The sequence below is a fragment of the Halomonas sp. EF61 genome (genome assembly GCF_040147045.1).
GTDB classification, from domain to species: domain Bacteria; phylum Pseudomonadota; class Gammaproteobacteria; order Pseudomonadales; family Halomonadaceae; genus Halomonas; species Halomonas litopenaei.
The window spans coordinates 360,692-375,551 of record NZ_JAMSHM010000001.1; the positions used below are offsets into that span (position 1 = coordinate 360,692).

8 protein-coding genes and 1 pseudogene are annotated in these 14,860 nt (G+C 64.0%); 1 reads left to right on the forward strand and 8 read right to left on the reverse strand.

All coding sequences use genetic code 11. The annotated features are described in order from the left end of the window. The first annotated feature begins 162 nt into the window (after positions 1 to 162). Complete coding sequence (fdxA, locus tag NFI08_RS01475) at positions 163 to 486, forward strand: ferredoxin FdxA (protein ID WP_045991132.1); 324 nt, start codon at positions 163 to 165, stop codon at positions 484 to 486. Positions 487 to 1,246: 760 nt separating this feature from the next. Here the strand turns inward: fdxA and eno are convergent. The 8 genes and pseudogenes from eno to NFI08_RS01515 all read right to left on the reverse strand — a co-directional run. After that, positions 1,247 to 2,542, reverse strand: coding sequence for a phosphopyruvate hydratase (gene eno, locus NFI08_RS01480; RefSeq protein WP_108132316.1), 1,296 nt, complete (start codon positions 2,540 to 2,542; stop codon positions 1,247 to 1,249). Positions 2,543 to 2,645: 103 nt separating this feature from the next. Next, positions 2,646 to 3,497, reverse strand: coding sequence for a 3-deoxy-8-phosphooctulonate synthase (gene kdsA, locus NFI08_RS01485; protein WP_108449773.1), 852 nt, complete (start codon positions 3,495 to 3,497; stop codon positions 2,646 to 2,648). 5 nt (positions 3,498 to 3,502) lie between these two features. Beyond that, on the reverse strand, positions 3,503 to 5,158 hold the full coding sequence (pyrG, locus tag NFI08_RS01490; protein WP_045991135.1) for a CTP synthase: 1,656 nt from the start codon (positions 5,156 to 5,158) through the stop codon (positions 3,503 to 3,505). 175 nt (positions 5,159 to 5,333) lie between these two features. Next, on the reverse strand, positions 5,334 to 6,752 hold the full coding sequence (locus tag NFI08_RS01495) for a glutamate synthase small subunit GltD family protein (protein ID WP_045991136.1): 1,419 nt from the start codon (positions 6,750 to 6,752) through the stop codon (positions 5,334 to 5,336). A gap of 34 nt (positions 6,753 to 6,786) precedes the next feature. Next, complete coding sequence (gene gltB, locus NFI08_RS01500; protein ID WP_108449771.1) at positions 6,787 to 11,232, reverse strand: glutamate synthase large subunit; 4,446 nt, start codon at positions 11,230 to 11,232, stop codon at positions 6,787 to 6,789. Between the two features lie 554 nt (positions 11,233 to 11,786). Beyond that, positions 11,787 to 12,905: a 3-dehydroquinate synthase gene (gene aroB, locus NFI08_RS01505; protein ID WP_108449770.1), complete on the reverse strand. Its 1,119-nt coding sequence runs from the start codon at positions 12,903 to 12,905 to the stop codon at positions 11,787 to 11,789. Further along, on the reverse strand, positions 12,902 to 13,450 hold the full coding sequence (aroK, locus tag NFI08_RS01510; RefSeq protein ID WP_045991139.1) for a shikimate kinase AroK: 549 nt from the start codon (positions 13,448 to 13,450) through the stop codon (positions 12,902 to 12,904). The genes aroB and aroK overlap by 4 nt, the downstream gene beginning before the upstream one ends. Beyond that, positions 13,450 to 14,739, reverse strand: a pseudogene (locus NFI08_RS01515) (type IV pilus secretin PilQ); the annotation flags it as partial. The gene aroK and the pseudogene NFI08_RS01515, both read right to left, overlap by 1 nt. Positions 14,740 to 14,860 lie beyond the last annotated feature (121 nt).

Genomic DNA, 14,860 nt, shown 5'->3' on the forward strand with positions numbered 1-14,860 from the left:
TATAACATTAAGGCTTAAGACGCGCCGGCATGTTACGCCGGACGCGAAGGTTGCATGGCCTGCATGGGCGCCACGCCGCACGCACGTCACCAACGACCCGGGCGAAAGCCACCACTGTACAGAGAGGCCGGCAAGGCGCTGGCCCGAGGAAGGGAGACTGGCATGACATTCGTCGTCACCGAAAACTGCATCAAGTGCAAGTACACCGACTGTGTCGAGGTCTGCCCGGTGGACTGCTTCTACGAAGGCCCCAATTTCCTGGTGATTCACCCCGACGAATGCATCGACTGCGCCCTGTGCGAGCCGGAATGCCCGGCCGAAGCGATCTACTCGGAGGATGAACTGCCCGAGGGCCAGGAACAGTTCCTGGAGATCAATACCGAGCTGGCGGAGGTGTGGCCCAACATCACCGAGAAGAAGGATCCGCCGGAAGACGCCGAGCAGTGGGACGGCAAGCCGGGCAAGCTGGAAAAGCTCGAGCGCTGAGCCTAGCCGCCAGGCAGTACCTGAACAAACGCGACAGCCGCCTTATCCGGGCGGCTGTCGCGTTTGTGTAACGGCAATCTTGAAGGAGGGTGTCCGGCCCTCTCGCCCCCGGACAAGCATCGACCGGCGCGGATTTCTGCCTGACATCGGCGCAGGAAGGACGTGGTGCAATGGCCTTTCGAAGCAGGTGCCCGACAGGCAGGCATAAAAAAAGGCGGCCCGTAGGCCGCCCGCTCCAAGCGTTTCCTTGGGCGGCTCCCTCCGCCCTACTCCCTGAGCGCCCTCCGTGCCCAGAAGCGACTTCCTGTCGCACCAGGCGCGCTCTTGACTCCTGAACGCATCCCGAAAACACCTACCTGAACCGAAGAGTGGCAAGTCCGGCCCATCCGGGTGTCAACCACCGAGGACATCCATGCCCCTTCACTGCCGACGTCGACTCCACCTCCTTGCGGAAACGATGCCGAAACAATGAAGTTTCCGTGGGACAGACGGGCGACTTGCCGCCGCGAAGCCTGACCTCTCGATTCGTGTGGCCATTCTGTCAGTTTCTGGGGTCATCACAAGCACCCTGCTTTTCTCACCCATGACGCAGACCGAGAGGGCTTGGCGGGAAAAGTAACTAAAAATCAATATGATAAAAAAGACTCGCAGCACGACTGCGAGCCTTTTCGACGCCAAAATAGTCAATGTCTTACAAGAACTGTAGTCAATCTCTTACAAGACGCGTCGACACTAGCACCATCGGTGCCTTGCCAAGGGCCTACGCCTGCCCCTTGATGGCGGAGCGGCCCGGATAGCTCGCACGCTCACCCAGCTCCTGCTCGATGACCAGCAGACGGTTGTACTTGGCCACACGATCGCTGCGGCACAGAGAGCCGGTCTTGATCTGACCGGCACAGGTGCCCACGGCCAGGTCGGCGATGGTGGTGTCCTCGGTCTCACCGCTGCGGTGGGAGATGACCGCCGTGAAGCCGGCGTCCTGAGCCATGCGAATGGCATCGAGGGTCTCGGACAGGGAGCCGATCTGATTGAACTTGATCAGGATGGAGTTGCCGATGGACTCGTCGATGCCGCGCTTGAGAATGCGGGTGTTGGTCACGAACAGGTCGTCACCCACCAGCTGCACGCGATCGCCGAGCTTGGCGGTCAGCGACTTCCAGCCGTCCCAGTCGGACTCGTCCAGACCATCCTCGATGGACACGATCGGGTACTCGTCGCTGAGGCCCACCAGGTAGTCACCGAAGCCCTCGGCGTCGAAGCTCTTGTCCTCGCCGGCCAGCAGGTACTGCCCGTCCTTGTAGAACTCGCTGGCGGCACAGTCCAGCGCCAGGGTGACGTCCTTGCCCAGCGCGTAACCCGCATCCTCGACGGCCTGCTTGATGACCGCCAGCGCCTCGGCGTTGGAGGCCAGGTTGGGGGCGAAGCCGCCCTCATCACCGACGGCGGTGGCCAGACCACGCGCCGACAGCACCTTCTTCAGCGCATGGAAGATCTCGGCACCGACGCGAAGCCCTTCGCGGAAGCTCGGCGCGCCGACCGGCTGGACCATGAACTCCTGGATGTCGACGTTGTTGTCGGCGTGCTCGCCACCATTGAGGATGTTCATCATCGGCACCGGCATCAGGTACTTGCCCGGCTGGCCGTAGAGCTCGGCGATGTGCGCGTAGAGCGGCACGCCCTTGGCGTTGGCGGCGGCCTTGGCCGCGGCCAGGGAGACCGCCAGGATGGCATTGGCGCCCAGGTTTTCCTTGTTGTCGGTGCCGTCGAGCTCGAGCATGGCATCATCCAGCCCGCGCTGATCGCGTGCGTCCATACCCAGCAGACGCTCACGGATCTTGCCGTTGGCCGCGTCCACCGCCTTCAGCACGCCCTTGCCGAGGTAGCGGCTCTTGTCACCATCACGCAGCTCCAGCGCCTCGCGAGAGCCGGTGGAGGCGCCGCTCGGTGCGCAGGCGACACCGATCGCGCCGCTTTCCAGGCGGACTTCCGCCTGCACGGTGGGGTTGCCGCGAGAGTCCAGCACCTCGAGGGCACGAATATCGACGATCTTGGTCATCTTGAGGATCCTTGTGGGTGAAAAACTCGTGTCAGCGTTGTCGATCCGCCCGGGTGACACCATAGGCCCCAGGGCCAGAACACACGATCCAACGGAGGTAGCGTCAGCGTATCTCGATCGACGGTAGTTTTTTTACTACGTCATCCAGCGCCTTGATCTGCGACAGGAAAGGCTCGAGCTTATCAAGCGGGAGTGCACAGGGGCCGTCGCATTTTGCTGAATCGGGATCGGGGTGGGCTTCCAGGAACAACCCGGCGATGCCCACTGCCACCCCGGCCCTGGCCAGGTCCAGCACCTGGGCGCGGCGGCCATCGGCACTGTCACTGCGCCCGCCCGGGCGCTGCAGCGAGTGGGTCACGTCGAACAGCAGCGGGAAGCCGGTGTCCTTCATCTCGCCGAAGCCGAGCATGTCCACCACCAGGTTGTTGTAGCCGAAGCTCGAGCCGCGCTCGCACAGCAGCAGCCGCTCGTTGCCGGCTTCCTGGAACTTGGTGATGATGTGGCGCATCTCGTGGGGGGCCAGGAACTGCGGTTTCTTGATGTTGACCACCGCACCGGTCTCGGCCATCGCTACCACCAGGTCGGTCTGGCGAGCCAGAAACGCCGGCAGCTGGATGACATCGGCCACCTCGGCCGCCGGCGCCGCCTGGTGCGGTTCGTGGACATCGGTGATCACCGGCACCCCGAAGCGCGACTTGACCTCATCGAGGATCGCGAGCCCCTTGTCCAGGCCAGGGCCCCGGTAAGAATGCACCGAGCTGCGGTTGGCCTTGTCGAAGCTGGCCTTGAACACATAGGGGATGTCGAGCTTGCCGGTCACCTCGACGTAGGCCTCGGCGACCTCGAGGGCCAGCTCACGAGATTCGAGCACGTTCATCCCTGCAAACAGCACCAGAGGCAATGAATTGCCGGCCCTCAGGCCGGCAAATTCGATGGTACGCTGGGCGTCTGACATGGCGATCACTCCTGATGCGCGGACTGGGCGCGGGTGCGCTTGGCCTTGTGACCCAGGGCCGCGTTGACGAAGCCGGTGAACAGCGGGTGGCCATCACGCGGCGTCGAGGTGAACTCCGGGTGGAACTGACAGGCCACGTACCAAGGGTGGTCCGGCAGCTCGACCATTTCCACCAGGGAGTTGTCGACGCTGCGTCCGGAGACCACCAGGCCTGCCTTTTCCAGGTCCTCGATGAACTGGTTGTTGACCTCGAAGCGATGACGATGACGCTCGACGATGATGTCGTCACCGTAGGCCTCGCGGGCCTTGGACCCCTTGGCCAGACGGCACTCCTGGCCACCCAGACGCATGGTACCGCCCAGATCGGAGGCCTCGTCACGCACCTCGATCTTGCCCTCGGGGTTGAGCCATTCGGTGATCAGGCCCACCACCGGGTGCTGGGTGTCGTGGGTGAACTCGGTGGAGTCGGCATCGTTCCAGCCGGCCACATGGCGCGCGTACTCGATCACCGCCACCTGCATGCCCAGGCAGATGCCCAGGTAGGGAATGTCGTTCTCGCGGGCGAAACGCGCGGTGGCAATCTTGCCTTCCACACCGCGCTCACCGAAGCCGCCGGGCACCAGGATGGCGTCCTTGCCGGCCAGCCGGTCGGTGCCGTGACGCTCGATGTCCTCGGAGTCGATGTAGTCGACGTTGACCTTCACGCGGGTCTGTATGCCGGCGTGGATCAGCGCCTCGTTCAGAGACTTGTAGGCGTCCAAGAGCTCCATGTACTTGCCGACCATGGCGATGTTCACCGACTTGAGCGGGTTGAGCTTGGCGTCGAGCACCTTGACCCACTCGCTGAGGTCGGCCTCGTCGGCCTCGAGGCGCAGCTTGTCGCAGACGATGTCATCGAGCCCATGCTCGTGCAGCATCAGCGGAATCCGATAGATGGTATCGGCGTCCTGCAGCGGTACCACCGCGCGTTCTTCCACGTTGGTGAACAGCGCGATCTTGCGACGCTCGGTCTCTTCCAGCTCGACCTCGCTGCGGCAGATCAGGATATCCGGCTGGATACCGATGGAGCGCAGCTCCTTGACCGAGTGCTGAGTCGGCTTGGTCTTGGTCTCGCCGGCGGTCTGGATGTAGGGCACCAGCGTCAGGTGCATGAAGATGGCGTTGCTGGCGCCCTTCTCGCTGCGAATCTGACGGATGGACTCGAGGAACGGCAGCGACTCGATGTCACCCACGGTGCCACCGATCTCCACCAGTGCCACGTCGAAGCCCTCGCCACCTTCGTAGACACGACGCTTGATCTCGTCGGTGATGTGCGGGATGACCTGTACCGTGCCGCCCAGGTAGTCGCCACGACGCTCCTTGCGCAGCACGTGCTCGTAGACCCGGCCAGTGGTGAAGTTGTTGGACTGGGTCATCTTGGTGCGGATGAAGCGCTCATAGTGGCCCAGGTCCAGGTCGGTCTCGGCGCCATCCTCGGTGACGAACACCTCGCCGTGCTGGAAGGGACTCATGGTGCCCGGATCCACGTTGATGTACGGGTCGAGCTTGAGCATGGTGACCTTGAGGCCGCGAGCCTCGAGAATCGCCGCCAGCGAGGCCGACGCAATGCCCTTGCCAAGAGAGGACACAACGCCGCCGGTCACGAAGATATATCGTGTCATGGAGAACCTGTCGAAACGTGATCGGTAGGCCCGGCAGGAAGCCGCGCCAGGATGGGACGACAGACTAGCAGATATCGACTAACGGCTCAATTTGCACAACAGGAAGTCATCCTGGAGAAACCGCCCCGCCCCTCCGCCATGGTTCTCACAACGGGGGACGGGGCTCGGCAGAGCCTCAGATGTCGAGGTAGTCGAGGATGCCCTCACCGGCCTGGCGACCTTCATAGACCGCAGTCACCACCAGATCGGAGCCGCGCACCATGTCGCCACCGGCAAAGATCTTCTCGTTGGTGGTCTGGAAGGCGAAGCTGCCATGCTCAGGCGCCTTGACCCGGCCACGCTCGTCGACCTCGATGCCCACCGACTCGAACCAGGGCGCCGGGCTCGGCTGGAAGCCGAAGGCGATGACCACGGCGTCGGCGGGGATGATCTCCTCGGAGCCCGGCACCACCTCGGGACGGCGACGGCCGTTCTCGTCGGCTTCGCCCAGGCGGGTACGCACCACCTTGACGCCTTCGACCCGCTCTTCACCGACCACCGCCACCGGCTGACGATTGAACAGGAAGTCCACGCCTTCCTCGCGGGCATTGGCCACCTCACGCCGGGAGCCCGGCATGTTCTCTTCGTCACGGCGGTAGGCGCAGGTCACCTCACGGGCGCCCTGGCGAATGGCGGTACGGTTGCAGTCCATGGCGGTATCGCCACCACCCAGCACCACCACACGCTGACCTTCCAGCGAGACGAAGTCCTCGGGATTCTTCTCGAAGCCCAGGCGGTGGTTGACGTTGGCGATCAGGTAGTCGAGCGCCTTGTGCACCCCGGGCAGGTCCTCGCCGGGGAAGCCACCTTCCATATAGGTATAGGTGCCCATGCCGAGGAACACGGCGTCGTACTTCGCCAACAGATCCTCGAAGGCGACGTCCTTGCCCACCTCGACGTTGAGGCGGAACTCCACGCCCATCTCCTCGAACACCGCACGACGACGTTCCATTACCGTCTTCTCGAGCTTGAATTCGGGGATGCCGAAGGTCAGAAGGCCGCCGATCTCGGCGTACTTGTCGAAGACCACCGGCTTGACGCCGTTGCGCACCAGGATGTCGGCGCAGCCGAGGCCAGCGGGGCCCGCGCCGATGATCGCGACCTTCCTGTCGGTCCAGGTCACCTGGCTCATGTCCGGGCGCCAGCCCATGGCGAAGGCGGTGTCGGTGATGTACTTCTCCACCGAACCAATGGTCACCGCGCCGAAGCCGTCATTGAGGGTGCAGTCACCCTCGCACAGGCGGTCCTGGGGGCACACCCGGCCACACACTTCGGGCAGCGAGTTGGTGCGATGCGACATCTCCGCCGCCTCGAGGATGTTGCCTTCGCTGACCAGCTGCAGCCAGTTGGGAATGTAGTTGTGGACCGGACACTTCCACTCGCAGTAGGGATTACCGCAGTGCAGGCAGCGATGCGCCTGGCTGGCCGCCTCCATGGGCTTGAACGGCTCGTAGATCTCGGCGAACTGGCGGGCGCGGGTGCGCGCCGCCTTCTTCTGCGGATCCTGACGACCGACGTCGATGAACTGAAAGTCGTTGTTCAAACGGTTTGCCATGATGTTCTCCTGCCTTGTTCGGGACGCCGTCGGGTTATTCGGGCTGACGCGTGGACTGGGCCAAGAGGCCATTCAGGCTCGCCGCCTTGGGCTTCACCAGCCAGAAGTGGCGGATAAAGTCGCTGAAGTCCTCGAGGATCGCCTGACCGCGCAATGATCCGGTCTCGGCCACATACTCCTCGATGGTTTCCCTGAGGTGTCTCCGATAGGCCTCCATGGCCTCGGTGTTGACCCGATGGATCTCCACCAGTTCGTGGTTGTAACGGTCGACGAAGCAGCGATCCTCGTCGAGCACGTAGGCGAAGCCGCCGGTCATGCCCGCACCGAAGTTGACGCCGGTCTCGCCGAGCACGCAGACGATGCCGCCGGTCATGTACTCGCAGCAGTGATCGCCCGAGCCTTCGATGACCGCGTGGGCGCCGGAGTTGCGCACGCCGAAGCGCTCGCCGGCGGTACCCGCGGCAAACAGCTTGCCGCCGGTGGCGCCGTACAGGCAGGTGTTGCCGATGATCGCCGTCTTGTGGCTCTCGAACTGACTGCTCTTCGGCGGGGTGATGACGATCTTGCCGCCATTCATGCCCTTGCCGACGTAGTCGTTGGCGTCACCTTCCAGGTACAGATTGAGACCACGGGCGTTCCACACCCCGAAGCTCTGACCGGCGACACCGGTGAAGCGCGCGGTCACCGGCGCGTCGTCAAGACCCGCCTCGCCGTAACGCTTGGCGATGGCACCGGAAGTCAGCGCACCCACCGAACGATCACAGTTGGTGATGGTGAAGGACACGTCGGCCCCGCCTTTGGACTCGATGGCGTCCTTTAGCGCCTCCAGCACCTCGAGGTTCTTGGCACCCGGGTCATGCGGCACGTTACGGCTGACCTGGCAATACTGAGGGGCATCTGCCGGCACATGGTCGTTGGCCAGCAACGGCGTCAGGTCAAGCTTGTGCTGCGAAGGCGTCAGCCCCTCGAACACCTCGAGCAGGTCGGTGCGCCCGATCAGGTCGGTGAGCTTGCGCACACCCACCAGCGCCATCAGCTCGCGCACTTCCTCGGCGATGAAGCGGAAGTAGTGCTTGACCATGTCGACGGTGCCACGGAAGTGCTCGTCGCGCAGGTACTGCATCTGGGTGGCGACACCGGTGGCGCAGTTGTTGAGGTGGCAGATGCGCAGGTACTTGCAGCCCAGCGCCACCATCGGTGCGGTACCGAAGCCGAAGCTCTCGGCGCCAAGAATCGCCGCCTTGATCACGTCCAGGCCGGTCTTCAGGCCGCCGTCGGTCTGCAGCCGGATCTTGTCGCGCAGGCCGTTGATGCGCAGCGCCTGATGCACCTCCGGCAGGCCCAGCTCCCAGGGTGAACCGGCGTGCTTGATCGAGGTCAGCGGGCTCGCCGCGGTGCCGCCGTCGTAGCCGGACACCGTGATCAGGTCAGCGTAGGCCTTGGCCACGCCGGTGGCGATGGTGCCGATGCCGGGCTCGGAGACCAGCTTGACCGATACCTGGGCGTCGGGATTGACCTGTTTGAGGTCAAAGATCAGCTGGGCCAGATCCTCGATGGAGTAGATGTCGTGGTGCGGCGGCGGCGAGATCAGGGTCACCCCCGGCACCGAATAACGCAGCCGGGCGATCAACTCGTTGACCTTGCCACCGGGAAGCTGGCCACCCTCGCCGGGCTTGGCGCCCTGGGCCACCTTGATCTGCAGCACCTCGGCGTTGACCAGGTAGGCCGGGGTGACACCGAAGCGCCCGGAGGCGATCTGCTTGATCTTGGAGCTTCTGATGGTGCCGTAACGCGACGGATCCTCACCACCCTCACCGGAGTTGGAGCGCCCACCGGCCTCGTTCATGGCCTGGGCCAGGGCCTCGTGAGCCTCCGGCGACAGCGCACCCAGCGACATGCCGGCGCTGTCGAAGCGTGGCAGCAGGTCCTCGACCGGTTCGACTTCCTCGAGCGGCAACGCCTCGGCGGCGGGCTTCAGCTTCAGCAGGTCACGGATGGTGGCGGGCGCGCGATCATTGACCAGCTGCGCAAACTTCTTCCACTTGGCGTAGTCGCCCTCCTGCACCGCCTCCTGCAACGCCTTGACCACATCGGGGTTGTAGGCGTGGTACTCGTGACCATGGACGTACTTCATCAGGCCGCCCTGGGAGATGCCCTTGCGCGGCTTCCAGGCGTCCTTTGCCAGCGCCACCTGAGTCAGCTGGATCTCGTTGAAGCCGGTGCCCTCGATGCGCGAGGCCATGCCGGTGAAGCAAAGATCCATCACCTCGGAGGACAGACCCACCGCCTCGAACAGCTGCGAACCACGGTAGGAGGCCAGGGTCGAGATGCCCATCTTGGAGAGGATCTTGAACAGCCCCTTCTGCAGGCCCTTGCGGTAGTTCTCGCGGGCGTCCGCCGGATTGCCTGACAGCTCACCGGTGCGATGCATGTCGGCCATCACCTGGTAGGCCAGCCACGGATAGACCGCGGTGGCGCCCACTCCGAACAGCACCGCCATCTGGTGGGCGTCACGGGCGTAGCCGGTCTCGACGATCAGGTTGACCCGCGGGCGCAGGGCCTTGCGACCGAGTTCGTTGTGGATCGCGCCCACCGCCAGCGCCGGATGGATCGGCACCTGCCCCTGGGGCAGGTCGGCATCGGACAGCACCAGGATCACCTTGTTCTCGTGAACCGCCGCCTCGGCCTCGCGACACAGTTCGAGCAGCGCCGCCTTGAGCCCTGTCTGCTCCGGGTCATAGCCCAGCGACAGACGCTGGCTGGCAAAGGCCGGGTCGTCCTGGCCTACCAGAGCGGTGAACTTGCGCGGCGACAGGATCGGGGTCGTCAGCACGATACGGTGGGCATGCTCCGGGGTCGCCTTGAACACGTTGCGCTCGGCACCGATGCAGGTCTCCAGCGACATCACGATGGCTTCGCGCAGCGGATCGATGGCCGGGTTGGTGACCTGGGCGAACTTCTGACGGAAGTAGTCCGACAGCATCCGGTGCTTGCCGGAGAGCACCGCCATGGGGGTGTCGTCACCCATGGAGCCCACCGCTTCCTGGCCGCTCTCGCCCAGCGGACGCAGCACCTGGTCACGCTCCTCGAAGCTGACCTGGAACATCTTCTGCTGCACCTGAAGGGTGTCGGAGTCCATGTTCTTGAAGGCGGCGAGCTCGGTCAGCGCGGACTCCAGGAACTGAGCCTCCTGCTTGAGCCAGCGCTTGTAGGGATAGGCCGACTTCAGCCGCTCGTCGATGTCGCTGGTGTGCAGCACTTCGCCGGTCGCGGTGTCCACGGCGAGGACCTGACCGGGGCCGACACGGCCCTTGGCCACCACGTCCTCGGGCTTGTAGTCGTAGGTACCGATCTCGGAAGCCAGGGTGATGAAGCCGTTGCGGGTGATCACCCAGCGCGCCGGGCGCAGGCCGTTGCGGTCGAGCATGCACAGGGCCTGACGGCCATCGGTCATGACCACACCGGCGGGTCCATCCCAGGGCTCCACGTGCATGGAATTGTACTCATAGAAGGCACGCAGATCGCCGTCCATGATCTCCACGTTCTGCCAGGCCGGCGGCACCATCATGCGCACCGCCCGATGCAGCTCCATGCCGCCGGTCAGCAGCACCTCGAGCATGTTGTCCATGCTCGAGGAGTCGGAACCGGTGGTATTGACGATCTGGTCGAGGCTGGCGATGTCGGGCAGCCGCTCGGAGACGAAGTTCTCCTTGCGCGAGTTGGCCCAGCCACGGTTGGCCTCGATGGTGTTGATCTCGCCGTTGTGGGCCAGCAGACGGAACGGCTGAGCCAGCGGCCAGCGCGGCGCGGTGTTGGTGGAGAAACGCTGGTGGAACACGCAGATGGCGGTTTCCAGGCGCTCGTCACCCAGGTCCTGATAGAAAGCCGGCAGGTCCACCGGCATCACCAGTCCCTTGTAGGAGACGACGTCGCTGGACAGCGAGCTGACGTAGAAGTCCGGCTCGTCGATCAGCGCCTGCTCGGCCAGTCGGCGGGCCATGAACAGCGAGACGTCAAAGGCTTCCTCGGCGTCACCGGGCTCGACGAACAGTTGACGGATACGCGGCAGGCACTCCAGCGCCATCGGGCCGCACACGCTGGGGTCCACCGGCACCTCGCGCCAGCCGAGCACCTTGACACCACGCTCTGTCAGGCTCGCCTCGAGCACCTGGCGGGCGCGCTCCTCACGCTGGTCGTCGTCGGGCAGGAAGATCACGCCCACGGCATAGCTGTCGCCCAGTTCGATACCCAGGCTTTCCTTGGCGGCGTGGCGCATGAAGCCGTCGGGCATCTTCAACAGCAGGCCACAGCCGTCACCGGTCTTGCCGTCGGCAGCGATACCGCCACGGTGGGTCATGCAGGTCAGGGATTCGATGGCAGTACTGAGCAGTTCATGGCTAGCCTGCCCTTCCATGTGGGCGATCAGGCCAAACCCGCAGTTGTCACGGAACTCGCCGGGCTGGTGAAGACCTCTGTTCATGGGCGCGCCTCAGGTGAAAGGGTTGTAGTCACAGCATAATCGCGATATTATTATCGGTTTTTCTTTTGATTTTAAGCCCTTAAGGGCTTTCGCTAACTGCACGAAAAATGGGTACCCAGCATAGCCAGCCCCCCGCCCTCGCGCAATCTCCCCGCCGCGCACGCCCGATAAAAAAACACCGTAAATCTGATGCTTGCACCAAGGCTTCGAAAAAAAACCTTATCAGGTCAACGACTTGGAAGCCGTTTCCAGCAAGTCTTGCTGTACGCCTTTCGCCACTAGACTTTAGTCGCAAAAACTGTCGACACCCCATGCCGATCAGGCATACGACATACAGATCCACGCATGAGCGGCGCCTATTCCCCCTATCCCGAAGCCGTCGACAGCACCTCGTAGCGCACTCCGTAAAGCCGTGCTCAGGCGATACCAGCGCCTGCCTCTTGCCACGCCAAAGCCACCCGTGCCGAAGCCAACCTTGCCGCTCGGCATGCCCCAGACACGACAACGCCCGCGCAAGGCGGGCGTCGCAGTCGATACGCTGGAGACTGACATCATCAGGCCCGCGGGTAGGCCTCGATGCATTCGCCGAGCAGCGCCGGCGGGGTCTGATCGTAGACGCAGGCCTCGCCGAGCGCGCGCATCAGCACCAGGCGCATGCGGTCATCGGTATTTTTCTTGTCGAGCTTCATGCGCGACACGAAATCCTCAACCGTCATCTCCCTGGGCGCCGCCACCGGCAGACCCGCCCGCTCGATCACTCGACGGGTGCGCGTCACATCGGCCTGCTCGATAAAGCCCTGACGCATCGACAGGTCCGCCGCCATCAGCATGCCCACACCCACCGCCTCGCCGTGCAGCCAGGTACCGTAGCCCATGTAGGCCTCGATGGCGTGCCCGAAGGTGTGCCCCAGATTCAAAAGCGCCCGCACGTCCTGCTCGGTCTCGTCGAGGGCGACGATCTCGGCCTTGATCGCGCAACTACGTTCGATGGCCTTGGCGAGCACAACATCGTCGAGGTCACGCAGCGCAGCCATCTCATCTTCCAGCCAGCCGAGAAAGTCACTGTCATGGATCAGTCCGTACTTGATCACCTCGGCAAGACCCGCGGACAGCTCCCGCTCGGGCAGGGTCGAGAGCGTGGCGGTATCGATCAGCACTGCGCGGGGCTGCCAGAAGGCGCCAATCATGTTCTTGCCCAGCGGATGATTGACCCCGGTCTTGCCCCCTACCGAAGAATCCACCTGGGACAACAGAGTGGTGGGCACCTGAATAAAGGAGATGCCGCGCTGATAGGACGCCGCGGCGAAGCCGACCATATCGCCGATCACCCCGCCGCCCAGCGCTACCAGCGTGGCCTTGCGGTTGAAACCGGCCTCCAGCAGGGCGTCCCAGATGCGCGAGACGCCATCGACATTCTTGTGGGCTTCACCATCCGGCAGCACCAGGGTCTCGATCCTGAGGCGGTCGTCGGCCGCTGCCAGCGCCGAGGTCAGCCGCTCGAGATAGTGCGCGGCAACGGTGTCGTTGGTCACCACCATCACCTGGCGACCGCTGAGATAGGAGGCCAGACGCTCACCGTCATCGACCAGCCCCGGTCCGATATGGATGGGGTAGCTGCGATCGCCCAGGGCGACGGTCAGGGTCAAGGGATTCACGGACGTGGGTGTGCTCATGATGAGGCCTTGCAGGTGAGAGGGTCGAGGAGGCGATGGACGCGACGAACGATATCGTTGACCACCGAGCGCGGCCCGCGGCGGTCGGTGCGGATCACCAGGTCCGCGGTGGCGCGATACAGCGGGTCACGCAGGGCGAACATGTCGCGCAGCAGTTGCTCGCGATCACCGCGCTGCAGAAGCGGCCGGTTGCGATCCTTGGCGGTGCGCTTCAACTGCTGCTCCACGGTAGTGAACAGATAGATGACGGTACCGCCCTCGCGGATACGCTGGCGATTTTCCTCGCGCAGCACCGCGCCGCCGCCAGTGGCGATCACTACCTTGTCGTAGTCCACCAGCTCGCTGATCATGGCGCTTTCCCTGTCACGAAAGCCGCTCTCGCCCTCGACATCGAATATCCAGGGGATATCCGCGCCACAGCGTGACTGAATCTCGTGGTCACTGTCGTAGAACGGACGTGACAATTCGGCCGCCAGCAGGCGGCCGATGGTGCTCTTTCCCGCCCCCATGGGGCCTATCAGAATCAGGTTGGGTACTTCCTGCATCAGTGAGTCGCCAGGCCGTCGTCGAGTATCCGGGGAGTGATGAATACCAACAACTCTACCTTATCGTTGACGTCCTCGGTATAGCGAAACAGCTTTCCCAGCCAGGGGATATCGCCAAGCCAGGGCGTCTTGTACAGCGTATGCAGCTGCTGGGTGGTGAGAATCCCCCCCAGCACCACGGTCTCGCCGTCCTCGACCAGCACCTGGGTCTGGATCTCGTTGGTATCGATGGCCGGCTCGCCGTCGAAGCTCTGCTCGGCCAGGGTGTCGTTGTTGATGGTCAGATCCATGACGATGCGGTCATCGCTGGTAATCTGCGGGGTGACCTCCAGCGCCAGCACCGCCTCCTTGAACTCCACGTTGGTGGCACCGCTGGAGGTGGACTCCTGGTAGGGGATCTCCTTGCCCTGCTTGATCAGGGCGGTGTGCTGATTGGCGGTAATCACCCGCGGCTCGGAGATGGTCTGGCTCTTGCCCTCGCTCTCCAGCGCATGCAACTCCAGATCCAGCAGCACATCCCCGGCCAGATAGCCGAACTTGAAAGAGCTTCCCGGATCCAGGGCATCGCCCAGATCCACCCCCAGGCCACCGTAGGCATCCCCTCGATTGCCGAAGACCCCATCACCGATCTGTACCGATTCACCCAGCGCCCCGGACAGGGCACCGTCGCCGCTCCCCACAGGCAACTTGTCGTGGCGGCTGCGCGCGCCCCAGTTGACGCCAATCTCCTCGGCGGTGTTGTCTCGGGCCACCACGATGCGCGCCGAAATCTGCACCTGGCGTACCGGCACATCCAGGCGCGCCAGGGTCCAGCGAATCTCGTCAAGCTGACTGGCCACGTCCTGGACCAGCAGGGTATTGGTGCGCGGATCGGTGGCCACGCGCCCGCGATCGGACAACAGCCCGAAACCGTTCTCGCCACGCAGCAAGGCGGCGAGCTCCGCCGCCTTGGCATAGCGCACTTCGATGTGTTCGGTCACCAGGGGCTCAAGCTCGTCCAGCCGCGAGGCCGCCTCGAGCTTGAGGCGATCACGCTCGGCCAGTTCCGAGGCCGGCGCCACCAGCAGGATGTCGCCCTGCCGACGACTATCGAGCCCCTGGCTCTCCAGCACCATGTCCAGCGCCTGGTCCCAGGGCACCGCTTCCAGGTTCAGGGTCACCCGCCCAGCGACGCTATCACTGGCGACGATATTGAGGCCGGTGAAGTCACTCAACACCGACAGCACCGAGCGCACCTCGACATCCTGAAAGTTCAGAGTGATCGGCGCGCCCTGATAGCCCTCGCCCTGCGCCCAGCCCGGCGACACCAGCAGCACACCGACCACCAGCCCCACCAGCCACCGCGCGATCGCCTGCCCAGGCGAAAACGCCGATTCGCCTGTCCGACATGAACCGATATCAGGTCGCCTG

Coding starts and splice junctions, on each gene's coding strand:
- fdxA (WP_045991132.1), top strand. CDS start 163: ATGACATTCGTCGTCACCGAAAACTGCATCAAGTGCAAGTACACCGAC.
- eno (WP_108132316.1), bottom strand. CDS start 2,542: ATGACCAAGATCGTCGATATTCGTGCCCTCGAGGTGCTGGACTCTCGC.
- kdsA (WP_108449773.1), bottom strand. CDS start 3,497: ATGTCAGACGCCCAGCGTACCATCGAATTTGCCGGCCTGAGGGCCGGC.
- pyrG (WP_045991135.1), bottom strand. CDS start 5,158: ATGACACGATATATCTTCGTGACCGGCGGCGTTGTGTCCTCTCTTGGC.
- NFI08_RS01495 (WP_045991136.1), bottom strand. CDS start 6,752: ATGGCAAACCGTTTGAACAACGACTTTCAGTTCATCGACGTCGGTCGT.
- gltB (WP_108449771.1), bottom strand. CDS start 11,232: ATGAACAGAGGTCTTCACCAGCCCGGCGAGTTCCGTGACAACTGCGGG.
- aroB (WP_108449770.1), bottom strand. CDS start 12,905: ATGAGCACACCCACGTCCGTGAATCCCTTGACCCTGACCGTCGCCCTG.
- aroK (WP_045991139.1), bottom strand. CDS start 13,450: ATGCAGGAAGTACCCAACCTGATTCTGATAGGCCCCATGGGGGCGGGA.